Here is a 23,633-nt window from a genome sequence, read left to right on the forward strand (position 1 = left end):
ATTATTTCATCATTGTAATCTCTGTAGAATTATAGATATGGACACCAGATTCTTCACGTAGTGCCGCTAAATACATCCCTTTTGCAACTTGTTCAGCTGTAATCGGCTTATACTTTTTGAAAGTACCATTAAATACGAATGGAAAAATACCAAATATCTTCTCAGCCATTCTTTCTCCAAAACGAAATTCTTCTCGATCTCCAAGTAGTAGTGACGGTCTAAATATATGAATCCCACCAATCACCAACTTTTGAAGTTCCTCCTCCATCTTTCCTTTTACTTGTGAATAAAAGAAAAGTGATTTTGGATTGGCTCCCATAGAAGAAATAACTAAAAAGTTTTGCACACCTTGTTTTTCTGCTAAACAAGCTGCTCGTAATGTATATTCATAGTCTACTTTTTTAAAATTCGCTTTCGTTTTTGCTTTCTTAATCGTTGTCCCAAGACAGCTAAAGACATCATCAACAGCAAAAAACTCTTTATATTCTTCTAATATAGAAAAATCCACTTGTTTTTGCTGTAACTTTTCATGTTCCCATTGCAACGGTTTTCTAACAAAAATCATAACCGAATCATAGTAATCTGAGTCAAGTAATCGTTGCGTCACTTCTTGTCCCACTAAACCACTTGCTCCCAGTACTAAAGCTGTTCTTTTATTCATTTATCTTTATACCTCTTTATCTAATTTTATCCCGCTATTTGCGAACAGTAAGACCCCACCCCGAAATTCAGCAAAGAAGTTTGAGATGGGCTACTTTCTAGGAGTTTCCTTTTTCTTATTCTATCATAAGTAAAGCACTAGGAGTGATGCAAGTGCTTTACTTATTCGTCTCTCCTTTTTTTCTATTTGTAGGTAGTTTCGTTATTTCTTTAGAGTCACCTAAATTACTTATTAATGTCTTGAGGAAAATCAAAACACATGTTAGTGGTAAAACTACCGCTAATATGACTAAAATTGCCTCTATCAAGTAATTCAATCCCTCATCCCCTTTTCATATCCTCCTACCTCAATATATGAAAGGAATATTGTCACATATGCGACATTCACAAAAATTAATACTGTCCTTTTTGACAACTTTATAACAAAACCAAATCGAAATGATTATTATTTATCTCCCGTAAAAGCCCTCACTTTATTGCAACTTTCGTAAAGATGTATTATACTAAGTTCGCAACCTAAAACGGAATTATTACGTTTTGTAACCAAAAGATATTTTTTCTCTTATTTTTGGAGAAAATAAAATTGTAACAGAAAGAAAAGAGGAGAATTACATGAAGAAAAAATTAACGGTGTTTTCTTTTATACTTATTTTCACATTAATCTTCGCTGGGTGTTCCAGTAAAAAAGAAGACGTGGCCAAAAAGGATGGAAAACTCTCTGTGTATACAACCATTTTTCCCCTTGCTGATTTCGCTAAGAAAATCGGTGGTGACTATGTAACCGTAGAAACAATCTACCCACCAGGAGCTGACTCTCATACATATGAGCCAACTCAAAAGCAAACCGTACAAGTTGCGAAGGCTGATTTATTCATATATAACGGTGCGGAATTAGAACCGTTTGCAGAAAAAATGGAAAAAACATTAAAAAAAGAAAAAGTAAAAGTAATTAATGCCTCTAAAGACTTGGATCTTATCGCCTCATCAGAAGAAGAGCATCATGAGCATGAGGAAGGTCATAAAGAGGAAGAACACCATCACGACAAAGATCCACATGTATGGCTAGATCCTACACTTGCGATGAAGCAAGCTGAAAAAATTAAAGATGCACTTGTAGAATTACAACCAAATCATAAAAAAGAATTCGAGAAAAACTTTGCTGCTTTACAAACAAAGTTCACTGACTTAGATGATCACTTTAAATCTGTTGTTTCAGATGCAAAAACGAAAGATATTTTAGTTTCTCACGCTGCATATGGATACTGGGAAAAACGCTACGGTCTAAAACAAATACCAGTTGCTGGAATATCCGCTTCTGATGAGCCATCACAAAAAGAACTTGCCAACATTACAAAAACAGCAAAAGAGCATAATTTGAAATACATTCTATTTGAGACGTTCTCCACTCCGAAAGTGGCAGAGGTAATTCAAAAAGAAACAGGAACAAAAATTTTACGTTTGAATCATCTTGCTACTATCTCTGAAGATGATGCAAAGAAAAATAAAGATTATTTCACATTAATGGAAGAAAATCTAAACACATTAAAAGAAGCTATAAACTAAACACCTTTCTCTTTTAGACAGCTAAATTTTTTAGCTGTCTTTTTCATAGACTTAGTGCTTGACTTAAATGAAAGAACCAGTAAAATTATCCATATTAGCTTTATAACATTTCAGAAGGCGAGTTGGAACTATGAATCTTCACATTTGTGAAGTAACAGCAAATAATTGGCGTTCAGTCGCTGCTTTAAACGTCACAAAGGAGCAGCAACAATTTATTGAGAGTAATGCGTTTTCTTTAGCGGAGTCTCTATATGAAGAAAATGGAACGTCAGTAGGCTTATATGATGAAGAAATACTTATTGGATACGCAATGTACGGTTGGTATTCAGCAAAAGATAATAGCGTATGGCTAGATCGTTTTATGATTGATTACCATTTCCAAGGAAACGGCTATGCGAAACGCTTTCTTCATCTGCTAATTCAATATTTACAACAAAAATTTCAATGTAAAAAGATTTATTTAAGCTTACATCCAGAAAACAAACTAGCAATGAAACTATATGAGTCTTTCGGCTTTCGCTTAACTGGTGATATTGATGATGAAGGACCCGTTGTTGGTGTTGTAATGGAATTACTTATAGATGAAAGTATAAGCCTGTGAAAGCAGGCTTATTTGATTTTTTACTAATCTTTGTTTATTAATCGTACATTCTCAATCTGTACCATCTGCAATGCTTGTTGTATTTCATAAACGGCCATCAAATTATTTTTAGTGAGTAACCCAAGAATCCTCCAACGTATCATTTTTGTCCTCTCTTAAAAACACTGAATATTGTTTATTTTTCAATCGTTACAACTAAACAACCAATACAAGTAAACATAAATTTACATCGTTTACTAACAACCAGTAGGGATAAAAACATAAATTCAACAAAATATACAGATAAGAGTCCAAAATAATTATAAGGTAGGGATTACATAATGAAGATATTTAAATTCTTAATCGCCGGCGTTACTGCACTATTCATCATGCTTAGCAGTAATAACTTCCACATCCCAGTAGAAGCAACAATAGAGACAGATATTGATGTAGTGCGTCAAACACCAATTACGTTTGTGCTCGTTCACGGTGCTTGGGGGGATTCTAGTTATTGGGATAAAACAGCTAATGAGTTGAAACAAATAGGGCATAAAGTCTATACCCCGAATTTACCAGGTCATGGAAAAAACACAAACAAGGCTGTAAACCACTCTGATTACGTAAAATCTGTAATTACTTATGTAAAAGAAAGAAATATAACAAACTTTGTTCTTGTCGGTCATAGTTTTGGAGGTACTGTTATTTCTAAAGTTGCCGAGCAAATTCCAGATCGAATCCATAGACTCGTCTTTATGGACGCATTTGTCTTAACAAATGGAGAAAGTGCAGCTGATGAAATCCCAGCCGAAGGAAAAGCACTTTGGGCTGAGCTTGCAAAAAAGTCAAAAAATAATGCTATCCAATTGCCTTTTCCTATTTGGCGAGAAACCTTTATGAATAATGCTAATCTCGACTTAGCGAAAAAAGTTTATGCAACTGTTACACCAGAACCTGCTGGGCCTCTCTTTGAAAAACTGGACCTTACAAAATTTTATCAATTAAATATTCCAAAAAGTTATTTCTATTTAACCGAAGACACGGCAGTTCCACAAGGTAAAGAATCAGGGTGGCACCCTCACATGTCAAATCGCCTTGGCCTATTCCGTTTAGTAACTACACAAGGTGATCACATGACTATGTTCCACGTTAAACCAGCAATTGTCGCAAAGAAATTAATTGAAGCTGGCAGAGATTAATAACCAAAAATAAGCCCGCTACATTAGCGGGCTTATTTTACGCACTCTTTAAAATATTCTTGAAACCATTCTTTATTTATATCTTTCCCGATGAAAACTACTTCACTAACACGCTCTTCCCCTTCTTGCCACTCTCTATCATAAGAAGCAGCAAATAATGTATGAACGCCTTGGAAAACAATACGACGATCCACACCGTCAATTGAAAGAATTCCTTTATACCGATATAAATACTCTCCTAACTCTTGAACAACAGCGGACATCCATTCGTTTAATTTCTGCAAATCAAGTGGACGCTCTTCACGTAATACAAATGATTTCACACCTTCTAAGTGATGGTGCTCTTTATGCGGATAAATTTCTAATGTATCACGCGTTTTAAACGTTTGAATTTCTAACAAAGCAGGAATATTCACTTCACAATTTGTCGTTGGGATTAATTTTGCCGTTGGGTTAATCCCTTGTAACTCAGTAAGAAGTTCTTCCTTTTCCACTTCTTCAATTAAATCTACTTTATTTACTAAAAGCATATCAGCAAAGGCAATCTGTTCTTTCGCTTCTAATCCTTTTTCAAAATGTTTATGTATATGATAACTATCTACCACTGTCACAACGCCATTAATTTTGTATGCCGCTTGAATAACTGGATCTAAAAAGAACGTTTGGATAATCGGTCCTGGGTTCGCAAGACCTGTCGTTTCAATCACTAGGCCATCAAAATCCATTTTCCCTTCGGCTTTTACATCTAGTAATTGTTTTAAAGCAACCAGTAGATCTTCACGCACTGTACAGCATAAACAACCATTTGTCATTTCCATAATTTCTTCTTCTACATTCATAATCAATTGGTTATCGATGCCAATTTGACCTATTTCATTTACAATGACTGCTAGTTTCTTACCATGTTCTTCTGATAAGATACGATTTAATAATGTCGTTTTCCCAGACCCAAGAAAACCCGTTAAAATTGTTACTGGAATCATTTCGTACATCTCCTTATAGCTATATCTTCATACATTATACCATACTGATAAGGTTAATAATGGATGGAGGTTTTCTTCATCCCTCATTAATGACTATCGTTCCCCCCCTACCAATTAGGCTTTTAGAAATAATTCCTCCGCACATCTCTTTCTCTTCCTTAACTGAAGGTGGAAATTGTTTTTTCGATAAGGACATATTCATTGTAACTACAGCCTGATAACTATATAATAGTACCGAATAAGAAAGCCTTTTCAAAAATATTGTCATTTATCAGGGGGTCTACTTAAAATGGAACGAATTCAAATGGCTAGTAACCTTGAATTTTCTCGTATTATTCAAGGATTTTGGCGCTTAGCAGAATGGAATATGTCAAAACAAGAATTACTTTCTTTTATCGAAAATTGCATGGATATGGGGATTACAACTTTTGATCACGCCGATATTTATGGAGGATATACGTGCGAATCATTATTTGGAGAAGCGTTACAATTACAGCCTTCTTTACGTGAAAATATGCAAATCGTCACAAAATGTGGAATCGCTCCCCCATCTCCAAAATTCCCAGATCGCTATGTTGCTCACTACAATACGAGTGCTGAACATATCGTGAAAAGCGCAGAGCAATCACTGCAAAACTTACATACTGATTATATTGATTTGTTACTGATTCATCGACCTGACCCGTTTATGGACCCAAATGAAGTCGCTGAAGCTTTCACACGTTTAAAACAAGATGGAAAAGTACGTCATTTTGGTGTATCTAACTTTTTACCGTCTCAATTTAATATGCTTAGCTCCTATTTAGATTTCCCGCTCATTACAAACCAAATTGAAGTATCTGCGATGCATCTTGAACATTTTGAAAAAGGTACAATTGACCTATGCCAAGAAAAAAGAATCGCACCTATGATTTGGTCTCCTCTTGCTGGCGGAGAAATCTTTACAGGACAAAATGAACGTGCTATACGCTTACGAGAAACTTTGCAAAAAATCGCGAATGAACTCCATGTTGATCGCATCGATATGATCATGTATGCATGGTTACTTGCTCACCCAGCAAACATGCTACCAATCGTTGGTTCTGGTAAATTAGAACACGTGAAGACGGCAATCGAAGCTACAAAACTTACATTAGATCGTCAGCAATGGTTTGCTATCTTTGAAAGTTCGAATGGACATCCTGTACCATAATGTGCTAATACATTATAGTAGGTATTGAATATCCCACTCCTTTTCATGTTATAATTACCATAAAAAGCAGTGGGATTTATGAATAACTCGAATAAAGATTACTCCTGGAAACTACTCAAAATTTGGTTATCTATTCCAAGAAGTGCAAGACTTGCATTCTTATGGGCTATTATTTTAGGAGTTTCCTATTTAGGATGGGTAAAAATCATTAAACAGTTCTTATAATGACTGAAACTTAAATAATAATACAATTCAAAAAGCAGAGCTCATACATTATAGCTCTGCTTTCTCGTACCTATTTCTTGTCATCGCAAACACACACGTATCTCTTAATCCATTACCATCTACTGCTACACTACTACTTTCTAAAATTCCTTCTAAGTTGAAACCTAATTTCTCAGGTATCGCTCTACTTTTTACATTTTGTGAATCACAGCGAATCTCTATCCGGTTTGCCTTTAACTCTGAAAATGCATACTCCATAATACCTTGCGCTGCTTCTGTCATATAGCCTTTTCCACCGAAACGCGAATCTATCCAATATCCAATTTCAAATTTTAGTACCTCCCAATCAATACGATGTAATCCAGCAGAAGCTACAAATTCTCCGGTTTCTTTTAAAAATACGAGTAATCTCAAATCTTCACGTTGTAAAAATTGAATATGCGATCTTCTTATACTCGCTTCGATTTCTTCTTCTGTTTGCTCTTTTTGAGCGAAAACCATCCACGGTTTTAGTTCTTCTATCGATGCATTGATAGCTTCATAGACCGCTTTTCCATCCCCTGGTTTCGGCATTCGAATAAAAAGCCTGTCTGTATAAAATTCAGAAGGAAAATCAAGTAATAACGGATTCATCCCAAACACTCCCTATTATTCTTTTATATATAATAATATTCAATCTAAACCCTACAGTAAATGTATTTTTCTGAATTCAAATTATTTTCAAACTCAATACCTCTCTCGATTCATATATACTACGTTTACCTACTACTCATACTATCAATTGATTTACCTCAACTGCCGTACGGATTCCAGATTCAATTGCTCCTTGTATCCATCCATGATAAAGCGTTGTATGATCTCCTGCAAAATATATTTTCCCCTCGGGTTTTACAATAGCCGGCTGCAATTCTGCTTCTTGACCAGCTTGAAAAATTGCAAACCCTCCTAATGCATATGGATCTAATGTCCAACTTTTGGATACTCCTGATATAAATTCATCATATACTTGACCGCCTAATATCGTTGCTAAGTTTTGTAATGTATAATAAATACGATCACCTTTCGTTTGTCCATCCCATAACAATGCATCGTACGACCATGTGTAACTCCCAAGCATCATAGCTGGTCCCTTAGTCCCAATACCATGACTAGGATAATACGCATAGCGGATTGGTAAATCAGTAATAATTCTCCCCCCTAATTGACCCTGCTCTTCCCAAAAGCGACTTTTAAATTGCATTCCTATTTTTGTAGCCGCCATATAATGTAGTTCACGAATTGCTCTCCACTTTTCATGTGATACAGAGTCAAATGGATCAATTTCAACAAAACGCATTGTGGAAAATGGAATTGTAATAATAACTAAATCACCTGTTATACTGCTATATTCAAACGTCTCTTCATGTCTACAATATGCTGTCACACCTTTATCATGCTGATGAAGTTTCATTAGTTTTTGATTGTATACAATTTCATTCTGTAACTGAGGCAAAAAGGCTTTCGGAAGCCGATCATTGCCTCCTATAATTTCACAAAAACCGCTTTCCTGCTGCATGATATATAAAAAACGCAATGTTTCCACAAATGACCTCTCTAAAAATCCTTCTAAATCTAAAAGCACACCGATCATTTCAATTGCTACTGGTGAAAAATACGTATTATATTGATACGGATGATACTTTAAAAATTGTGCTGTTGAATACTTTCCAAAATCTTTTTCAACAATCCCCCAATTTTTATTTGGATTTTTTTTAATGAAGTCAATAATCGGCTGCACTGCTAGCAATAATAATTCCTCAGAGGTTTTTCCTTCTTCATTCATTGCTACCGGATAACGTAATATACTAGGGTTCTTCTCATATTGCCTCAATGTCGTTTTTCTACCATTCACATACAGAATATCTGTCTCATTTCGATTAATAAAAGGAGTTACTTGTAGACCAAATTTTCTTATATAAGCCATCGTTAGTGTATGTATATAAGGAATACGCATCGCTCCAACATCTAAATACAGTCCTGTATCCTTCATTCTAACAGTCTCAATTCGCCCCCCTACACGATTATTCGCTTCTAAAATCTTCACATGATGTCCTGCACTCTTAAGTAACGATGCTGATACTAAACCAGCCATTCCAGCGCCAATTATAATGATTTGTTTTGGCTCTACCGTTTTCGATAGTCCTTTATCAATAATTTTCAACATGTCATCAGTTGTAATATGGGATTGTGTATACACTCGCATTATTCCACCCCTTACTTTTAAAATACAAAACAGTGATTCTCTGAATTGTATTCACAAGCATAGTAGAACAATACAGTATATTTCTGAATATTCACTAATAATTCACAGAGATTAGCTCTCATCACTTCGTTCTTATCATATAATAAAGATATAGATAGGAAATGTAAGGAAGGGATTGATAAAAATGAAACGTACTTACGACTATCTTGAAACAAAAAAACATTTAGAATTAAAAAAGCAACTGTTATGTAAAAAATTATTAAATGTAAATTTAACTGAAGAAGATCGAAATCAAATTAAGATGGAAATCGATAACTACGACTATATTTTAACTTTAGTGGACATGAATCATTATGAACGAGGAATTTCTCATAACAAGCGGATGTGAAAACATTCGCTTGTTTCTTTGAGCATTTCTTTACGCATTTTTCGTAAGTAAATATATAATAGAATGTACATTAAGATAGAGAGGTATATTCTATGATAAAACTAAGTGTATTAGATCAATCACCTATTTCTGATGGCAGTACGGCAACTGAAGCTTTTTCCAATACGGTAACACTTGCTCAAGAAGTGGAAAAACTAGGTTTCACTCGCTTTTGGGTATCTGAACATCATAATTCTGTCAGTTTAGCTGGCTCAAGTCCTGAAGTACTCATAACTCATATTGCAGCGAAAACAAATCGTATCCGCGTTGGCTCCGGTGGCGTTATGCTTCCCCACTATAGTTCATACAAAGTTGCGGAAAATTTCCGTGTACTAGAAGCGCTTTATCCAAATCGAATTGACCTTGGCGTAGGTAGGGCACCAGGCGGTATGCCTATTGCAACTCACGCATTGCAAGAAGGAAAAATGATTTCACTCGACCAATATCCAGAACAAATTCAAGATGTAGCCATGTATTTACATGACAAAGTACCTGAAAACCATCAATATGCAAACTTAAAAGCTTCCCCTATCATTCCTACTGCACCCGAAATATGGATGCTTGGGTCCAGCGGGGAAAGTGCAATGATTGCAGCAAAACAAGGAACTGCTTTTGCCTTCGCCCAATTTATTAACGGTTATGGCGGCCCAGAAGTAATGCAAGCTTACCAAAAACAATTCCAACCATCTTTCTTAGGAGACAAACCAAAATCAATTGTTGCTATTTTTGTTATTTGCGGAGAAACAACTGAGGAAGCTGAAAAAATCGCGTCTAGTCTTGATTTATCTATTCTATTATTAGAACAAGGAAAACGTACAACTGGTACACCGTCTATTGAAACAGCACAAAACTATTCTTATAGTGCCTATGACCTATTCCGCATCAAGGAAAATCGGCAACGTATGATTGTAGGGGATCCAGACTACGTCAAAGAGCAAATTGTACATTTGAGTAACACTTACAATACCGAGGAATTTATGATTGTAACAATTACGCACCAGTTTGAGGATAAGTTAAAGTCATATCGCTTGTTAGCAGAAGCTTTTGATTTATCCCGCATTAACGGACAGTAATGCTCCCACTGATTAATGTTTCACTTTATAATATACAAAAAGTCCATCATACGAGATGGACTTTTTTCAACCTAAGCTTTTTATAGAACTGTACCCTCAATATATGTAACAGCTTCTTGTAAGATTTCTTCAAAATCCTCTGGGTAATCGTGTTTTAAGTTCTCTATAATTTTATATTTATGCTCTATATTTTTCTTTTTTAATAATGCCACAAACTTTTGTGTACATTCAAAACAATCTTCGTCCTGATTTCCACACACAATATATCCCTTGATTCCTTTATCTCTTAATATGTTCAGCATATTTTCCCATTCTTCGATTTCAGGAAGCCACGGGGCTACAAAAATAAATCCTTTTACTTTTATATTTTCTTTTAATATTGTATGTAACGCCACTCTTGCCCCAGCAGAAAATCCCCCGATAATTGTATGATCCAGCTCACCATGATTGTTTGCTATAATACTTTCATAATGTTCCTTCAACTCACGGACCCCTTTTTCCACATGATCCCAAACATATCCTTCTGAAAATTGAATTTGAGAAGACTGCGGTAATGCTAACATGTAATCTTGAGACACAACTGATTGCCAATAAGGCTCTGCTATCTTCATATTTTCTTGATCGCCATGCAATGCAATGAATAAATTGTTATAAATACCGCTATTTCCTTGTATCAATTTCAATTGAACTTGTTCAGACTTCTTTGCTGCTTCTTCCCTCTCTTTACAAAGCTGAACCATCTGATGAAATTCTTCATGTTTATGGAGAGGTTTCAAATCATCGTCCGTCAGTAAATACTCATAGCCATACCAAAGCTTATTTTCTATAATCGCTTCTTTCATTATATGTAAAGCTTCTTTCTCAAGCCCAGACGCGCTCGCTAATGCATATTTGAAATTATATATTTGAGCCTTATTACCACCAGTTACTTTATCAGCGTTTTTTGCAATATATTGATACGCTTCCAAACTGCCGTTCTTTACATAACATTCTAATGTTCCATTTAACAAACCAATATAAGTGATGCTATTCATCCATTATTCCCCCGTAACCTTTTTCTCTACAAACTTTTGGATTACCCTAAGGCTTCAGCAGATGTGTACGATTATAGTCTCGCCATCTATTAACAGTAACTCTCTCTATCCGTAGGGAACCGTTCGTTAATTAGATTATAATTTTGCATGATACATCATTTCTTTCTGCTACTCTTTTATCATTTAATCACAATTAGACAGAATAATCAATCTATTTATCGATATATAACCCCATTCCAATTTCTAAAAAACAAAAAAACAACAATTTATAAATTGTTGTTTTTTGTTAAACAATACTCTTTTTACTCTTATCTGGTTTACTTGAAACTAAATAATGTTTCTCTGAAATATATAATTCCCGCTTTAATATACGATCTAAGTATGGCGCTAGTTTCATCCCACATATAAGTCGATCCTCATTATCTTCTACAATAGGAAACATTTCTTTTTCTGTTACATATTGATCTACTGCTTTTTGTACAAGATCAATTTCTTTTACAAGTTCTAAATTTTCCTCTGTATGCTCAAATACCTCAAGCGTTTCCTTCGTTATAATGAACGTATTTGTAGGAAATGCTGGTAAATACGGTTTTAACAAATCATAATTCACTGTATAATCTTCATTGACTAATACTGTATAAACAATATTAGCATTTTTCTCCAGAAACTGAGCCATTGATTGCTCTAATTCATCTTTTGTAATTTGCCTCTTTTCTTTTCCACTTTTGAAAAAGCGAAACATTGCATCGCCTCCTTTTACTATATTATACCATAAAAGGAAAGCTGAAAAATCATAAAAAAGCCTATTGAAAGAATTTTCAATAGGCTTTTGATATCTTATTTTAAAAATGCACTTAACATCCAGACATGTTGTTCCAATGTTGTATGAATCGCTAATAGCATATCTGCTGATGTTTCATCTCCAGCTTCATCCGCCACTTCCATACCTTCTTTTAACTCTTGAATAATTGCTGAAAAATCACTTACTAATGTTTGCACCATTTCTTCAGCTGGTTCTTTACTTGTACCTTCATGTACAGTCGATATTTCTAAATACTCTTTCATTGTTGCTAATGGTTTTCCTTCTAGCGCCAAAATACGCTCTGCTAATTCATCAATATATGTTGCTGCTTCTGTATAAAACTCTTCAAATTTTTCATGTAATGTAAAGAAGTGTGGGCCTGTTACATACCAGTGATAGTTATGGAGTTTTACATATAACACATTCCAGTTTGCTACCTGTTTGTTTAATACTTCAACAACATTTGTTTTCGTACTCATTCAATCCACTCCTCTTACTATTTTAGAATTATTCTCTTTTAATAACACATTCATATTGTACCATAAATTTCCTACCTGTCCAAACCATCCGCTCATATGTCACAAACTTGCAACAACTTTAATCATTCCCTCATGCCCGTAAATCCATGTACTCTTTCTTTCACTTCACATGTCTAATTGTCCAAGCTCACACATATGTATAATAATAGGTCACGCTCATCATAGTAGAGAGAGGGATTACATGGATAATCAGCAATGGCAAGTAGCTAAGAAAGTTGCAGCTACTTATATTGGGACTGTCGTTGGGGCTGGATTTGCAACTGGGCGAGAAATTGTTGAATTCTTTACGATTAATGGATTATACGGAACGATCGGAATATGCATAAGTGGATTTTTTTTTATTTGGCTTGGTACAAAGATGATGTTGCTTTCTTCACAAATCGGTGCATTTTCTGCTCAAGAATTTAACAGATATTTGTTTGGCGATGTATTTGGCAATGTGATAAACACTTTATTATTACTTGTACTTTTTGGCGTAACAAGTGTTATGCTATCGGGTGCTGGTGCTGTCTTCGAGGAACAACTTCGTCTACCACGGCAACTCGGCATTTTCATTACAGTTATCGCATGTATCGTCATTGGTAGCCGCGGGTTACAAGGTGTATTTGAAGTAAATACACTTGTCGTACCCATTATGATGATTTTCATTATCGGACTTGCTATTACAACTTTTATTCATGGTACAACACCAATTCTTAACACTGTTCCGACAGAAAATTGGAATATGAAATGGGTAACAAGTCCCCTTACATATGTTGCTTTAAATCTTTCTCTCGCCCAAAGTGTTCTCGTACCGCTAGCAAGTGAAGTAAAAGATCGAAAAGCGATTCTATGGGGGGGAATTTTAGGAGGAGCTGGGCTGAGCTTTATTTTATTATGTAGTCATTTAGCCATCTTATCTGTTGACCAATTTTATCAATATAACATTCCCATGGCTGAAGTAGTAAAAAAGTTTAATGCTACTTTTCATTTTTTCTTCGTCCTTATTATTTTCGGGGAAGTATTTACAACATTAGTTGGAAATGTATTTGGGATGACAAAACAAATGCAGTCTATCACTGGTTGGAAGAGCAACCATATTGTTTATTTTATTTTATTAATCAGTTATGCTTTTAGCTATATCGGTTACAGCGAGCTCCTTCACATTTTGTATCCAATCATCGGATGGGTTAGTATTATTCTCCTCCCAATAATCGCATATAAACAACTTGAAAAAACATAGTAAAAAGCATCCATGATTTACGGATGCTTTTTTCACTCACAATCTTCACAAACTTCCCAATATAGTCCCATCTCCACTGCAAGAAATGGTTTTAATTGTAATCGGATCATTCGGCTCGGCATACGCTCTAAAACAAATTGGATGCCTTCGCCCTCTTCCTCTAACTCAGTTTTTAAAATTGCGATCCGCTGTATAGTTGTAATTGGACAACCTTCTTTATATAAAGTAATTCGTAATTCGTCATATTCATTAAAAAATAATTCTGCACTCATATGTTCTGTTGGTACACTATTAACAATTGAATACTGACCATTTTCTTCTTGGATTACATATTTCCAGCCACTTTTCCCCTCTTCTATTGGAGCAACTTGAAATAATGACATCAAATCCTCGTATAGCATAAGCTAACCCCTCTCTTACTAAAAAACAATGAGTATTTTGTATACCCTTTTTCTCTATCACTATCAAGCTTATTGTACCATATATCCCCCTCTTTCCGTATTCATCTGCCTAATAACTTTTCCTAAGATCGAAGTTCACAAAATAAAACAGGGATGACGTTATCATCCCTGTTTTTCACTACAATACTTTTCCTGTCGCAGCTAAAGCTAATACCACTATTAAACTTGTAAAGAGTAACGATACAATAAAACTAAAAATTGGTAATGTTTTCTTTTCATTCTTTTTAAACAATAGTCTTACACTAATAATGATATTTAATGGCACAAATATGAAATAAAAATATTTAATAAATTGCATTGCGCCATCCGAGCTATTAAAAAGTGTTCTAATTACAAACACTTCAATTAAAAAGATAAGAAAAAATGAAATACTTAACCAAAATGAGGCATAGCTAAGCCAAGAATGTCTTTTCGTTCCCCAATACACTCCCATACGCTTCTCCTTTATAAATAGTCTACTTTTCAATAATTATACGCGCATGCAACAAAACCCTTTATTTTTCGACGATAATTTTCTATTTTCTACTTACAAACAACAAAAAACCAAAAATATTTTATCAATTTTTGGTTTTTTGTCCTATTTCCTATTCTATTTTTTCCGATTCTGTTTCGTCATCTTTTTCCATTTCCCTCGTTCAGCACGTGCAAGTACCGGATCTTGTTTTCTCATCGCGTATGCAATTTCTTTTTGCAATTTTTTATAATTTCTCAAGCGATGCACTGCTAAAATCCCTTCTTCAATGGCGGATTGAACTGCACATCCAGGTTCATTTTCATGGTCACAATTTCGAAAACGGCAACCTTTTGCTAATTCTTCAATATCAGAAAATGTCGCATGGATGGCCTCGCTCCCTTCCCACAGTTGTAACTCCCTCATTCCTGGAGTATCAATCACTAAACCGCCACTCGGTAATCGAAATAGTTCACGATGAGTCGTAGTGTGGCGCCCTTTACTATCCTCTTCACGAACATCACCTGTTTTTGCAACTTCGCTCCCGATTAATGCATTTAGTAAAGTGGATTTCCCTACCCCAGAAGAACCGACTAAGGCAATTGTCTTTCCTTTATCTACAAACTGTCGCAAAGACTCAATTCCAAGTTGTTGCAAACTATCAACTACAAAAATCGGAACGCCAATCGCTACAGCTTCTGTCTCCAATACCTTTTGTTCCAGATCACTGCAAAGATCACTTTTTGTTAAAACAATGACAGGCATTGCCCCACTTTCATAAGCTAACAATAAATATCGTTCAATTCTTCTTACGTTAAAATCATGGTTAAGGGCATTTACTAGAAACAGATAATCAACATTTGCTGCAACGATTTGTTCAGCCGTTTTGTCTCCAGCTGCTTGTCTAGAAAAAGAACTCCTTCTTGGAAAAACACTATGAATAATCGCTTTATTTTCCTCTTCTATTTTCTTTATATGCACCCAATCGCCAACTGCTGGGTAATCACTTTTAACTAATGCTTCATGACGAAATTTCCCAGACAACTCAGCGATATACTCACCATCTTCACACATAATCCGATACATATGTTTATGTTCTAATAAAATACGTCCTACTGTAAATCCCTCTAAAGACCCCTCTTCAAAAAAAGAATCCCATCCAAATAATTCTAAATAAGCTGTATTCAAATTTATATCCTCCCTATTTTAAGCCTAATGGAAGGATGATGCGACCTTTATAAAGTACCGCCTTCTCCGTCCATCTTTGTATTCGCTTTTACATTCATATAAGTCGTCACCATAATACATCACTCCGTTCTTATTTTAGTTAATCTCATTATATGTAATATTATTTTGAAAAGCTACTTTATTTCACTAAATTTTCAGATATATACTTTTTTATCGTTCTTATTTGTCCACGATGGCTGATCTCATCTTCTAGTACATGGAACCACAAGTAGTACTGATTATATACGACTCCGTTTTCCCATCGTCCTTCTGACATTAACCATGCATCATCTTTTCCTCTTAAATATTGCAAAGATTCTTCTCTTACTTTATTTAAAATTTGTATGTAGTATTGTACGTTATGCCCATAAATGTTTCTTCCTGCTTCTCCTAAGAAAAGAGCATCCTCCCATATTTTCAGTTCTTCATTGGTGAAATCACGACTTTGAAAAGAAATAAGCTGATGAACTTTTTCTATTGCAGCAATATGTTTTAATAAGGCGCCGATGGAATTGCCACCATCAACCAAGATAAAATCTAAATGTTCTACTGTTAAATCTTTTATTTCTTGCAATGTAACCGCTCTTGTATGTTCAAGCATACTAACAAGTTGTCCAATATTAGGCGTATAATCCTCTACACTTCTTATTCGATAATCTATTTTCATGTTCTCATCACCCTTCTCTATATTTATAATAATGAAAACGAATGCTATGTAATAGACTGAAATATATCGAAATTTTCTGTTATAATAAAATTGAACATGCATATGGCCAAAACAAATTTTCTCAATATTTGTATATGGAATTGAAAAAGGAATCCATACAATGGAATCCGAATTTTATATACTAAAAGGAGTGGATTTGATGGAGATGTATCAATGGCTAACTGCTGTTCTTATTGGTGGTGTTACTGGTTTCGTTTCCCATCTTATCAATAACCAAGGTAAGTTATTGCTTCCACGCCGTTTAAAAACATTTTTCCACCTTGGATTTTTCACTGATATTTTGACCGGTAGTCTTGCCGCACTTCTAGGACTCGTTTTATTTGATGTGACAACAATTAAAGAGATTATTAAAGTATCTATTGTCACTGCTATTTCAGGACAAACGTTCTTACTCCATCAAGCTCTCGGTGGTGAACAAGCAAAAAATACACAGATTGGTAAAGCAGATGAGAAAATTCAAGAAATTGACAAATTACTACGCCGTTAAACTATACTTACTGCATAAATGATTGCTATAATGAAAAATAAATCTTTCTGAATGGTACCGTCTGTCAGAAGAAAGGGTGTTTCGTATGACAAAAAAGAAAATAGAAGATTTCTTAACAGACTCTGAAAAAGAGGAACTAATAGAAAACTACAAATGCTTACGAGCAGCCCGCACAAAACGTGAAGCTAACCATTTCGGTGAATCTGTGAATCACCTATTAGATAAAGCAAAAAAACGAATTATTGAAGAAGCTGGCATAGAAGATGAAAATGCAGCAACAGTTCAAACGAAACGAAAAGCACTGTTTTAGTAATGTATCTAAAACGGTGCTTTTCGTCACTTTGTTTACATAATAATGTTATTATTAACTACAAAGAGGCCGTTTGCTGTTTTTCTTCTATTTCTACTGTCACGTATCGATCACTTTTTCGGAACACTAACAGTGAAACCACATATAAGATAGCCGTAAATGAACCAATGAAAATAAAATTATCAAATGTTACAAACAGCACTCCCGCTACTGCCGCTCCAATCGTTTGCCCAATATACATAGAAGAATTTGCTAACGCCGCTCCTGTTCCCCTAGCTACACTAGATATCTTTTGCAAATGACTCATCATGAGTACAAATAAAATTCCTGTAGCAAAATCAACCTTATCCCATCATTTTAAAGTTTTACGTGAATCTGGTGTTATGTACACTCGTCTAGAAGGTACGCAACGCTTTGTTTCTATTCGAACGGAAGATTTAAATGCTAGATTTCCCGGATTATTAGATACTGTCTTGCAGGCAACAGAACCGTACTAAAAAACATCTCATACCAATATGAGATGTTTTTTAGTACCAACTATTCTTTTAACAAATCTATTAATCCATTTCCTTCTGATGTTCGCTCATATCCTAAAGGTACTGTACGTTTAATGAGCTGCGCATAAATTTCTGGCTCCGTTAACTTTCTACCATACTCTCTCTCACATTGCTTAATGAGAAGTGCTAATGCTCCAGCGATGTGTGGCGTAGCCATTGAAGTTCCACTCAATACGGCATATTTTCCTTCTGGATAAGTGGAGAGGATCCCATCTCCTGGTGCCACTAAATCAATTTCTTGATTTGAATTACTAAAGCAAGCAAGTTTCCTTTCTAAATCTACAGCTCCTACTTCAATTACTTCTGAATAAGCACCTGGAAAATCTAATTCTTCCGTTTTATCACTACAATCCCCATTATTTCCTGCAGCACACACAACAAGTACATCTTGTTTCACTGCGTGTTGAATGACTTCATGTAACTCTGGAACATCTTGTGGCCCGCCAAGTGACATAGAAATAATTCGTACACGCTCTTGGTTAGGTCCTCTCCAGCGCACTGCATAATCAATCGCCTCAATAATATGTTGATAGTTTCCAGAACCGTCCCCAGATAACACCTTTAATACTAGTAATTTAGCAAGCGGTGCAACGCCTAGAACACCAACGCCATTTTCTGCTGCAGCAATTGTTCCTGCAACATGAGTACCATGACCGTTATTATCAAGGTAAATATTAGCATTCCCCTCATAGTCATCAGTAAAGTTCCTGCCACCAATAATGCGATCCTTTAAATCAACATGATTGATATCGCAGCCTGTATCTAATACCGCTACGACGATATCTTTCCCTTTTGCACTCTTTTCCCAAACCTCAGGAGCATGAATCAGTTGTACACCTGGCGGAATTTCGTTTACTTGCTCTATTACTTTATCAACCGTAAACGGAATTAATTGAATACCTTTTTGTTTATTCGCTGTACTACTATTCATCTTAATCCCTCCTACAAATATATTTCTCTCTCGTTTGAATACGCTTACATTTATAAACTAAATTCGTTTCTTTCCTCTAAATTTCCTGCCTTAAAATGTTTCTCAATATAAAAAATGCCTTATATAAATTGGCCCAATACTTGATTTCGTTTGAATACCAAACAAAATAAAAGATCTCCCAACATCATGTATTAGGAGATTTGTATGAACTACTATATATTAACTCATCCGCAATCTTTCTTTCAATTGCTTTAAATAACGGGATCGTATCAAAATGAAGTACACAATTTGAATCCCTACAAAGATACTTAATACAACCGCATTTTCTTTTACAAGCGAATACTCAAACATTTGCCCTAAAGCTGTTAACGCAACCGCACCATGTAATGTTGCAACGCCAATTGGAACAAAGAATAATAATGCTAATCGAATTGTTACTACTTTTGCTAACTCACCACTTGTTAATCCCACTTTTCGAATGGAATCAAATAAACGATAGTCATCATCTAAGTCAGAGAATAAGCGGAAGTATAAAAAACTACCTGCACAAACAAAGAATACAATACCAATAAAGAATCCTACAAAAAAGATAGGCCCAGCAAATTGTAAAGCTTGATTTTGATCATATTCTGCAGCACTAAATCTTGAATGCTCTTGATAAGATTTCATTTCGTTTGTGAGTTCTTTTCCAGCTTCCAGTTCATTTTTTGTTTCGTTTGTTTTATACATATAATCTTTTACTTCTTGAAATCCATTTTGCAGTAAATTATATTGAACATCTGAAACGACATATATATTTCCAGTAAGTGCTCTACCAAGAGAAGATGTGTCCACCTTTTTCACTTGCAACGATTTGTTATCATTCGGTAATTCAATTGTTGTTCTCTCTTTTTTCGGTGGACCGGGTATTTCTATTGATAGAAATAGTACTTCATTTTCATTCCATATCTCAGCTGGTTCCCCGGTTAACTCTGCATATTTTTTATAATCAGATGCTCTCACAAAAGTCGCATCTCGTAATTGTTTATCCTCCGTCTGCTTGGATACAACTTCTATTTTGTTAGCAGATATATGATGCTTCTTCAATGTTTGTCCAATGAATTGTACGTGCTTTGCTTCATTTTCATTTCCTTGTTTAGATTGATAATGAAATGCAATGGGTTGCTCCATGATTCCTTTTGTCATAGAAGCAAAGCCGACTAACGTACCAATAGCAGAAAAGGCTACAGTGGAAATAATCGTAACAATAAAGAACATTCGTGCGTTATCTCTCATGCGATACGCTAAATCTGAGAGAGTAATAATATTTGTTCTTTTCCAAAACAACCGTTTACTCTTCTTGCATGCTCGAATAATAAATACACTAAGCTGCTTATATAATAAATACGTTCCAATAGTAACAACTGTCGTTACAGGAATCAACATAATAAATACCATGGCACCATGCGAGGTTAGCGCACCTACATATCCCGCACTAAGCAATAATACAGCTAACATTGAAGAAATAATAGATGCTTTTGGTTCAGGTTTTGCTTTTACCGAACCTCTAAATAGTTTCATAATTTGATTTTTACGGATTAACCCTGCACTAAAGAAAGAAATGATAATAAATAAGAAGAAAAACATAACACTTGTCACACCAATTGCTGTCGTTGGCAAATAGTAGGATAAAGACAAATCTAAGTTTAACAATAATGGTGCCACCATAATTAATATACCTGAAAATATCATTCCACAAATAATTCCCGTAATAATGGCAGCAATCCCAATCATCACATTTTCAAAAAAAATAAGCCGTTTTAATTGAAATTTCGTCATACCTAACATCATTAAAATGCCTAATTCACGCTTTCTTGTTTTCAAAAACATTCCCATTGAATATAGGATGAAGAAAAAAGTAAAGAGATAAATAATAACTTGTGCAAACGACATACTGACAAACACATATTGACCTAATTGACTAGCACTTAATGCTGGATGAAATGCAAAAAATGAGTAAACAAAAAATGCCATAATTGCAAATGCACTACTTAAAAAATATGCTGAATATGTTCGTCTGTTTCGCGTTACATTACGAAACGCTAATTCCCTAATATTCATATTGTTTCTCCGCCCTTTCAATCACTATACTGCAATCATAATAAAGCGAAGAAATATCTTCCATCGATTCAAATGACAAAAACCTTACATTTTTGAAAGGTTACATAAAAATTGATTAAACAACGTAGTTTCTTTATAATGACTACATTCATACGTTCATCCTATTGTATATTCATTAATTTTACGGAATAATAAGGATGGAGATATATGAGTCAGTACATATAAACGTGTTGCTTGTTCTATATGAATAGGAGGAAAACATAATGACATTACAAGAGCAAATTATGAAAGCATTACATGTTCAACCTGTAATCGATCCAAAAGTAGAGATTCGTAAGCGCATTGACTTCTTAAAAGACTATTTAAGAAAAACGGGTGCAAAAGGATTCGTACTTGGTATTAGTGGCGGACAAGATTCAACGCTTGCCGGTCGACTAGCGCAGCTTGCAGTTGAAGAAGTTCGCAATGAAGGAAGCAATGCAACATTCATTGCTGTACGTCTCCCATATAAAGTACAAAAAGATGAAGATGATGCACAATTAGCACTTCAATTTATTAAACCAGATCAATCGATTGCTTTTGATATCGCTCCGGCTGTCGATGCATTTTCTAACCAATATAACGAACTATTAGGCGAATCGTTAACAGACTTTAATAAAGGAAACGTCAAAGCTCGCCTTCGTATGGTCACACAATATGCAATTGGCGGTCAACAAGGTTTACTCGTTATCGGGACAGATCATGCTGCTGAAGCTGTAACAGGTTTCTTTACAAAATTCGGAGATGGTGGCGCTGACCTTCTACCGCTTACAGGCTTAACGAAACGTCAAGGAAAAGCTTTATTACAAGAATTAGGTGCCGAAGAACGCCTTTACTTGAAAATGCCAACAGCAGATTTATTAGACGAAAAACCAGGCCAAGCGGATGAAACGGAATTAGGGATTACATATGATCAATTAGATGATTATTTAGAAGGAAAAGACGTTCCAGCAGACGTTGCTGAAAAGATTGAAAAACGTTATACAATAAGTGAACATAAAAGACACGTCCCAGCATCGATGTTTGATGATTGGTGGAAATAAGCATCAAAAGACAAAAGAAGCCAGTTTATATTGGCTTCTTTTTCTAGATTTTTAAAAAACTAATGTCTCATCAATAGCGCTACCCCTTTAAAGATTGCCACCCACACTACAAAAGGTAGATCTAACGTATCATGAACATGAACATTGTAGTCATACATACTCAAAATACTCTTATATATTGAGGGCACTTTATTTGCTGTCATAATAATTTTCTCTTCATCTTTACTTATAGTAATATTCTTAAAGGCCAGTGTCGTCTTTATAACATAACTGTTTTGACCATAAACTAAATGCAGTTCTTTGAACATAGATTCTTTCTTTAACAATGGTACACTTTTAACTCGCGCAATCCCACTTCCATCTGAATGATATACTATAAATACATTATAAATAACATTTTCTTTTGTTGATATTGCTTTATACTCTTCTTCCTCTACAAAGAACGAATATTTTCCATTTGGAAAACTCCATCTTGGATAAAGTAGTATTTCTTCTTTCGTTTGTGTTTCTTGTATATACGTTTTTCTCAGATCCATAAAAGCATCTTTAAAAACAAATTCATAAGTCATCTCTGTTACAACATGTATGTTTTTGTTATCGATATACAGCCACCCTCCCCTCCGAAATATCATCTAAACAGTCGCGATGTTGTTCATTAAATAAAGTTGGCATTTGATCTAAGGAAAAGAACTTCAAATCCAATGTCTCTTCTCCATCTATCTTTTTACTTCCACCAATGATAGAGCATTTAAAAAAGATGACAATTGTCTGTGCCTGATCCCCATTTGGATACGTTTGAAAGTATTTCGTATATACGCCAATAAGCCCATCGATTTTTACAGTATATCCCGTCTCTTCTTTTATTTCTCGAATTGCTGTTTCCTCAGCCGATTCGCCAATCTCCATTGCCCCTCCAGGAAAACCCCAAGCCTCAAAATCCCCTCTTTTTTGTAATAGTACTTCCCCCTTCTCATTAAAGACGCATCCCCCTGCAAAATTTAAAATAATATAGTCATGTCCTACTTTTTCACGTATTTCTTTAATATAATTAGCCACTTTCTTCCTCCCCAGAACATCTATGATTATTTTTTCTCTCTTTCAAGCAATTCAATTATTCTATCAAGCTTTTTTTCTATATTTTTAGAACGGTTTTTGTTTACAGAAGCTCTTAATACTAGCCTTTTTACAAACAAAGTAAATGAGATGCAAAATATAACAATGAGTCCCACTATCACGAATAGATAAGCAATTGCAAATATATCATTTTCAAACAAAGACATTCTATACTCACACCCTTTATTCTTGATAATTTTACCATATTCTAACTATAACCGATTCCTTTCTAATCATCACGAACAATCCATACTAACAAATACAAAAAGAGCACCTGTTTGAAGTGACCCCTAAAAGTTAGACACGGTTATTTCGTTAGGCAGCTTGATAAAAATGAGTCCGGTATTGCACCGGGCTCATTTTTAATTTTGCCTTTATCCGTTTCGTATTATAATAATCTATATATTTTTCTAATTCTATTTTAAAATACTCTACACTTTCAAACTCTT

28 protein-coding genes and 2 pseudogenes are annotated in these 23,633 nt (G+C 34.9%); 12 read left to right on the plus strand and 18 right to left on the minus strand.

Annotated features, from left to right (window positions below; translation table 11 throughout):
• Position 1 precedes the first annotated feature (1 nt).
• Positions 2-661, minus strand: coding sequence for an oxidoreductase (locus CN373_RS03330; RefSeq protein WP_001042756.1), 660 nt, complete (start codon positions 659-661; stop codon positions 2-4).
• A gap of 611 nt (positions 662-1,272) precedes the next feature.
• On the opposite strand from CN373_RS03330, the gene CN373_RS03340 reads away from it, so the two are divergent.
• The 3 genes from CN373_RS03340 (at position 1,273) to CN373_RS03350 (ending at position 3,999) form a co-directional block, all read left to right on the plus strand.
• Complete coding sequence (locus CN373_RS03340) at positions 1,273-2,223, plus strand: metal ABC transporter substrate-binding protein (RefSeq protein ID WP_098358831.1); 951 nt, start codon at positions 1,273-1,275, stop codon at positions 2,221-2,223.
• A gap of 130 nt (positions 2,224-2,353) precedes the next feature.
• The gene (locus CN373_RS03345; protein WP_001048685.1) at positions 2,354-2,824 is read left to right on the plus strand and encodes a GNAT family N-acetyltransferase; all 471 of its coding nucleotides are present in this window, start codon (positions 2,354-2,356) and stop codon (positions 2,822-2,824) included.
• A 320-nt stretch (positions 2,825-3,144) separates the two neighbouring features.
• Complete coding sequence (locus CN373_RS03350) at positions 3,145-3,999, plus strand: alpha/beta hydrolase (RefSeq protein ID WP_098358832.1); 855 nt, start codon at positions 3,145-3,147, stop codon at positions 3,997-3,999.
• A gap of 32 nt (positions 4,000-4,031) precedes the next feature.
• Here the strand turns inward: CN373_RS03350 and CN373_RS03355 are convergent, their stop codons facing one another.
• Positions 4,032-4,982: a CobW family GTP-binding protein gene (locus CN373_RS03355; RefSeq protein WP_098358833.1), complete on the minus strand. Its 951-nt coding sequence runs from the start codon at positions 4,980-4,982 to the stop codon at positions 4,032-4,034.
• Between the two features lie 289 nt (positions 4,983-5,271).
• Here CN373_RS03355 and CN373_RS03360 point away from each other — a divergent pair, with 289 nt between their 5' ends.
• Both CN373_RS03360 and CN373_RS25465 read left to right on the plus strand, forming a co-directional pair.
• On the plus strand, positions 5,272-6,174 hold the full coding sequence (locus tag CN373_RS03360) for an aldo/keto reductase (protein WP_098358834.1): 903 nt from the start codon (positions 5,272-5,274) through the stop codon (positions 6,172-6,174).
• Between the two features lie 78 nt (positions 6,175-6,252).
• Positions 6,253-6,399 (plus strand): hypothetical protein, encoded by a 147-nt coding sequence (locus tag CN373_RS25465; protein WP_165770726.1) that lies wholly within the window; start codon positions 6,253-6,255, stop codon positions 6,397-6,399.
• 48 nt (positions 6,400-6,447) lie between these two features.
• Here the strand turns inward: CN373_RS25465 and CN373_RS03365 are convergent, their stop codons facing one another.
• Both CN373_RS03365 and CN373_RS03370 read right to left on the minus strand, forming a co-directional pair.
• Positions 6,448-7,032, minus strand: coding sequence for a GNAT family N-acetyltransferase (locus CN373_RS03365; protein WP_001068772.1), 585 nt, complete (start codon positions 7,030-7,032; stop codon positions 6,448-6,450).
• Positions 7,033-7,168: 136 nt separating this feature from the next.
• Positions 7,169-8,641 (minus strand): flavin monoamine oxidase family protein, encoded by a 1,473-nt coding sequence (locus CN373_RS03370; protein ID WP_001267131.1) that lies wholly within the window; start codon positions 8,639-8,641, stop codon positions 7,169-7,171.
• 184 nt (positions 8,642-8,825) lie between these two features.
• On the opposite strand from CN373_RS03370, the gene CN373_RS03375 reads away from it, so the two are divergent.
• Both CN373_RS03375 and CN373_RS03380 read left to right on the plus strand, forming a co-directional pair.
• Positions 8,826-9,029: a DUF3896 family protein gene (locus tag CN373_RS03375; protein ID WP_000831893.1), complete on the plus strand. Its 204-nt coding sequence runs from the start codon at positions 8,826-8,828 to the stop codon at positions 9,027-9,029.
• A 92-nt stretch (positions 9,030-9,121) separates the two neighbouring features.
• On the plus strand, positions 9,122-10,141 hold the full coding sequence (locus tag CN373_RS03380; RefSeq protein ID WP_098358835.1) for an LLM class flavin-dependent oxidoreductase: 1,020 nt from the start codon (positions 9,122-9,124) through the stop codon (positions 10,139-10,141).
• 80 nt (positions 10,142-10,221) lie between these two features.
• On the opposite strand, the gene CN373_RS03385 is transcribed toward CN373_RS03380, so the two are convergent.
• The 3 genes from CN373_RS03385 to CN373_RS03395 form a co-directional block, all read right to left on the minus strand.
• Positions 10,222-11,175 (minus strand): alpha/beta hydrolase, encoded by a 954-nt coding sequence (locus CN373_RS03385; RefSeq protein ID WP_098358836.1) that lies wholly within the window; start codon positions 11,173-11,175, stop codon positions 10,222-10,224.
• 286 nt (positions 11,176-11,461) lie between these two features.
• Entirely contained in the window at positions 11,462-11,917 is a 456-nt protein-coding gene (locus CN373_RS03390) for a DUF3939 domain-containing protein (RefSeq protein ID WP_000488186.1), read from the minus strand.
• A gap of 95 nt (positions 11,918-12,012) precedes the next feature.
• The gene (locus CN373_RS03395; RefSeq protein ID WP_098358837.1) at positions 12,013-12,456 is read right to left on the minus strand and encodes a Dps family protein; all 444 of its coding nucleotides are present in this window, start codon (positions 12,454-12,456) and stop codon (positions 12,013-12,015) included.
• 241 nt (positions 12,457-12,697) lie between these two features.
• Here CN373_RS03395 and CN373_RS03400 point away from each other — a divergent pair, with 241 nt between their 5' ends.
• Entirely contained in the window at positions 12,698-13,738 is a 1,041-nt protein-coding gene (locus CN373_RS03400; protein WP_000370189.1) for a YkvI family membrane protein, read from the plus strand.
• A gap of 32 nt (positions 13,739-13,770) precedes the next feature.
• Here the strand turns inward: CN373_RS03400 and CN373_RS03405 are convergent, their stop codons facing one another.
• From CN373_RS03405 to CN373_RS03420, 4 genes are all read right to left on the minus strand, one after another.
• Positions 13,771-14,139, minus strand: coding sequence for a DUF3979 family protein (locus CN373_RS03405; protein WP_000965069.1), 369 nt, complete (start codon positions 14,137-14,139; stop codon positions 13,771-13,773).
• Between the two features lie 178 nt (positions 14,140-14,317).
• Positions 14,318-14,632 carry a hypothetical protein gene (locus CN373_RS03410; protein WP_000539561.1) on the minus strand — a complete coding sequence of 105 codons (315 nt, stop codon included), beginning with the start codon at positions 14,630-14,632 and terminating at the stop codon, positions 14,318-14,320.
• Between the two features lie 156 nt (positions 14,633-14,788).
• Positions 14,789-15,838, minus strand: a complete 1,050-nt coding sequence (rsgA, locus tag CN373_RS03415) for a ribosome small subunit-dependent GTPase A (RefSeq protein ID WP_098358838.1) — start codon at positions 15,836-15,838, stop codon at positions 14,789-14,791.
• Positions 15,839-16,016: 178 nt separating this feature from the next.
• On the minus strand, positions 16,017-16,544 hold the full coding sequence (locus CN373_RS03420) for a DinB family protein (RefSeq protein ID WP_000687343.1): 528 nt from the start codon (positions 16,542-16,544) through the stop codon (positions 16,017-16,019).
• A 199-nt stretch (positions 16,545-16,743) separates the two neighbouring features.
• Between CN373_RS03420 and CN373_RS03425 the strand changes: the two genes are divergently transcribed.
• Positions 16,744-17,091 (plus strand): DUF4257 domain-containing protein, encoded by a 348-nt coding sequence (locus CN373_RS03425; protein WP_000426315.1) that lies wholly within the window; start codon positions 16,744-16,746, stop codon positions 17,089-17,091.
• Positions 17,092-17,176: 85 nt separating this feature from the next.
• Positions 17,177-17,401, plus strand: a complete 225-nt coding sequence (locus CN373_RS03430; protein ID WP_000162600.1) for a hypothetical protein — start codon at positions 17,177-17,179, stop codon at positions 17,399-17,401.
• 58 nt (positions 17,402-17,459) lie between these two features.
• On the opposite strand, the pseudogene CN373_RS03435 reads toward CN373_RS03430, so the two are convergent.
• Positions 17,460-17,738, minus strand: a pseudogene (locus CN373_RS03435) (MFS transporter); the annotation flags it as partial.
• On the opposite strand from CN373_RS03435, the pseudogene CN373_RS03440 reads away from it, so the two are divergent.
• Positions 17,725-17,898: pseudogene (locus CN373_RS03440) on the plus strand (ArsR/SmtB family transcription factor); the annotation flags it as partial. The pseudogenes CN373_RS03435 and CN373_RS03440 sit on opposite strands and share 14 nt — an antisense overlap.
• A gap of 40 nt (positions 17,899-17,938) precedes the next feature.
• Here CN373_RS03440 and CN373_RS03445 read toward each other — a convergent pair.
• Together CN373_RS03445 and CN373_RS03450 are read right to left on the minus strand one after the other, a co-directional pair.
• The gene (locus tag CN373_RS03445) at positions 17,939-18,889 is read right to left on the minus strand and encodes a S8 family peptidase (protein ID WP_001089032.1); all 951 of its coding nucleotides are present in this window, start codon (positions 18,887-18,889) and stop codon (positions 17,939-17,941) included.
• A gap of 219 nt (positions 18,890-19,108) precedes the next feature.
• Entirely contained in the window at positions 19,109-20,989 is a 1,881-nt protein-coding gene (locus CN373_RS03450) for an FtsX-like permease family protein (protein ID WP_001025967.1), read from the minus strand.
• A gap of 263 nt (positions 20,990-21,252) precedes the next feature.
• Here CN373_RS03450 and nadE point away from each other — a divergent pair, with 263 nt between their 5' ends.
• Positions 21,253-22,071, plus strand: a complete 819-nt coding sequence (gene nadE / locus CN373_RS03455) for an ammonia-dependent NAD(+) synthetase (RefSeq protein WP_098358841.1) — start codon at positions 21,253-21,255, stop codon at positions 22,069-22,071.
• Positions 22,072-22,130: 59 nt separating this feature from the next.
• Here nadE and CN373_RS03460 read toward each other — a convergent pair whose 3' ends face one another.
• The 4 genes from CN373_RS03460 to CN373_RS03475 form a co-directional block, all read right to left on the minus strand.
• Positions 22,131-22,607 (minus strand): hypothetical protein, encoded by a 477-nt coding sequence (locus tag CN373_RS03460; RefSeq protein ID WP_232297290.1) that lies wholly within the window; start codon positions 22,605-22,607, stop codon positions 22,131-22,133.
• Between the two features lie 58 nt (positions 22,608-22,665).
• Positions 22,666-23,127 carry an NUDIX hydrolase gene (locus CN373_RS03465; protein WP_000024984.1) on the minus strand — a complete coding sequence of 154 codons (462 nt, stop codon included), beginning with the start codon at positions 23,125-23,127 and terminating at the stop codon, positions 22,666-22,668.
• Positions 23,128-23,153: 26 nt separating this feature from the next.
• Positions 23,154-23,351 (minus strand): DUF4083 domain-containing protein, encoded by a 198-nt coding sequence (locus tag CN373_RS03470; protein ID WP_098358842.1) that lies wholly within the window; start codon positions 23,349-23,351, stop codon positions 23,154-23,156.
• Between the two features lie 148 nt (positions 23,352-23,499).
• The coding region (locus tag CN373_RS03475; protein ID WP_133116031.1) for an IS3 family transposase at positions 23,500-23,633 on the minus strand (134 nt) is incomplete at its 5' end.

The organism is Bacillus cereus (assembly GCF_002561295.1).
Taxonomy (GTDB): domain Bacteria; phylum Bacillota; class Bacilli; order Bacillales; family Bacillaceae_G; genus Bacillus_A; species Bacillus_A cereus_S.

Excerpts from the sequence above, each read along its gene's own strand:
- CN373_RS03370 (WP_001267131.1), bottom strand. The coding sequence starts at position 8,641 with ATGCGAGTGTATACACAATCCCATATTACAACTGATGACATGTTGAAA.
- CN373_RS03365 (WP_001068772.1), bottom strand. The coding sequence starts at position 7,032 with ATGAATCCGTTATTACTTGATTTTCCTTCTGAATTTTATACAGACAGG.
- CN373_RS03460 (WP_232297290.1), bottom strand. The coding sequence starts at position 22,607 with ATGGATCTGAGAAAAACGTATATACAAGAAACACAAACGAAAGAAGAA.
- CN373_RS03355 (WP_098358833.1), bottom strand. The coding sequence starts at position 4,982 with ATGATTCCAGTAACAATTTTAACGGGTTTTCTTGGGTCTGGGAAAACG.
- CN373_RS03405 (WP_000965069.1), bottom strand. The coding sequence starts at position 14,139 with ATGCTATACGAGGATTTGATGTCATTATTTCAAGTTGCTCCAATAGAA.
- CN373_RS03380 (WP_098358835.1), top strand. The coding sequence starts at position 9,122 with ATGATAAAACTAAGTGTATTAGATCAATCACCTATTTCTGATGGCAGT.
- CN373_RS03425 (WP_000426315.1), top strand. The coding sequence starts at position 16,744 with ATGGAGATGTATCAATGGCTAACTGCTGTTCTTATTGGTGGTGTTACT.
- CN373_RS25465 (WP_165770726.1), top strand. The coding sequence starts at position 6,253 with ATGAATAACTCGAATAAAGATTACTCCTGGAAACTACTCAAAATTTGG.
- CN373_RS03410 (WP_000539561.1), bottom strand. The coding sequence starts at position 14,632 with ATGGGAGTGTATTGGGGAACGAAAAGACATTCTTGGCTTAGCTATGCC.
- CN373_RS03340 (WP_098358831.1), top strand. The coding sequence starts at position 1,273 with ATGAAGAAAAAATTAACGGTGTTTTCTTTTATACTTATTTTCACATTA.
- CN373_RS03385 (WP_098358836.1), bottom strand. The coding sequence starts at position 11,175 with ATGAATAGCATCACTTATATTGGTTTGTTAAATGGAACATTAGAATGT.
- CN373_RS03450 (WP_001025967.1), bottom strand. The coding sequence starts at position 20,989 with ATGAATATTAGGGAATTAGCGTTTCGTAATGTAACGCGAAACAGACGA.
- CN373_RS03390 (WP_000488186.1), bottom strand. The coding sequence starts at position 11,917 with ATGTTTCGCTTTTTCAAAAGTGGAAAAGAAAAGAGGCAAATTACAAAA.
- CN373_RS03395 (WP_098358837.1), bottom strand. The coding sequence starts at position 12,456 with ATGAGTACGAAAACAAATGTTGTTGAAGTATTAAACAAACAGGTAGCA.
- CN373_RS03360 (WP_098358834.1), top strand. The coding sequence starts at position 5,272 with ATGGAACGAATTCAAATGGCTAGTAACCTTGAATTTTCTCGTATTATT.
- CN373_RS03445 (WP_001089032.1), bottom strand. The coding sequence starts at position 18,889 with ATGAATAGTAGTACAGCGAATAAACAAAAAGGTATTCAATTAATTCCG.
- CN373_RS03420 (WP_000687343.1), bottom strand. The coding sequence starts at position 16,544 with ATGAAAATAGATTATCGAATAAGAAGTGTAGAGGATTATACGCCTAAT.
- nadE (WP_098358841.1), top strand. The coding sequence starts at position 21,253 with ATGACATTACAAGAGCAAATTATGAAAGCATTACATGTTCAACCTGTA.
- CN373_RS03400 (WP_000370189.1), top strand. The coding sequence starts at position 12,698 with ATGGATAATCAGCAATGGCAAGTAGCTAAGAAAGTTGCAGCTACTTAT.
- CN373_RS03470 (WP_098358842.1), bottom strand. The coding sequence starts at position 23,351 with ATGTCTTTGTTTGAAAATGATATATTTGCAATTGCTTATCTATTCGTG.
- CN373_RS03330 (WP_001042756.1), bottom strand. The coding sequence starts at position 661 with ATGAATAAAAGAACAGCTTTAGTACTGGGAGCAAGTGGTTTAGTGGGA.
- CN373_RS03430 (WP_000162600.1), top strand. The coding sequence starts at position 17,177 with ATGACAAAAAAGAAAATAGAAGATTTCTTAACAGACTCTGAAAAAGAG.
- CN373_RS03345 (WP_001048685.1), top strand. The coding sequence starts at position 2,354 with ATGAATCTTCACATTTGTGAAGTAACAGCAAATAATTGGCGTTCAGTC.
- CN373_RS03350 (WP_098358832.1), top strand. The coding sequence starts at position 3,145 with ATGAAGATATTTAAATTCTTAATCGCCGGCGTTACTGCACTATTCATC.
- CN373_RS03375 (WP_000831893.1), top strand. The coding sequence starts at position 8,826 with ATGAAACGTACTTACGACTATCTTGAAACAAAAAAACATTTAGAATTA.